The sequence below is a fragment of the Halorubrum sp. SP9 genome, assembly GCF_005435015.1.
GTDB lineage: Archaea > Halobacteriota > Halobacteria > Halobacteriales > Haloferacaceae > Halorubrum > Halorubrum sodomense.
In genome coordinates, this window is record NZ_SGXU01000613.1 from 1 (window position 1) to 286 (window position 286).

Sequence of the window (286 nt, forward strand, 5' to 3'; positions counted from 1 at the left end):
GTTGACCTCACGACGACGGGCGACGACGGTCAGTACGTCGTCAACACGACGGAGTCTGCGCCCGCAGAACCCTCGCTGAAGGTTGCTGAGATCGACACGAGTGCGGACACCGCGACAACCGTCAACACGACGACGGATGCGGAGCCGCAAGTCCGTGAACTGACTGTCGAAGACTGGGAGTCAGGGGCGCTGGACACTGATGTGTGGGAAGGTGATACAGGCCAGTTCAAAGTTCAGCCGACGACTGCCGAGAGTGGAGAATACGCGCTACAAGGTATCACAGACT

General features: G+C 59.4%; 1 protein-coding gene. It reads left to right on the forward strand.

Annotated features, from left to right (window positions below; translation table 11 throughout):
- On the forward strand, nucleotides 1-286 hold a 286-nt coding region (locus tag EXE45_RS20185; protein WP_158294358.1), incomplete at both ends, for a hypothetical protein.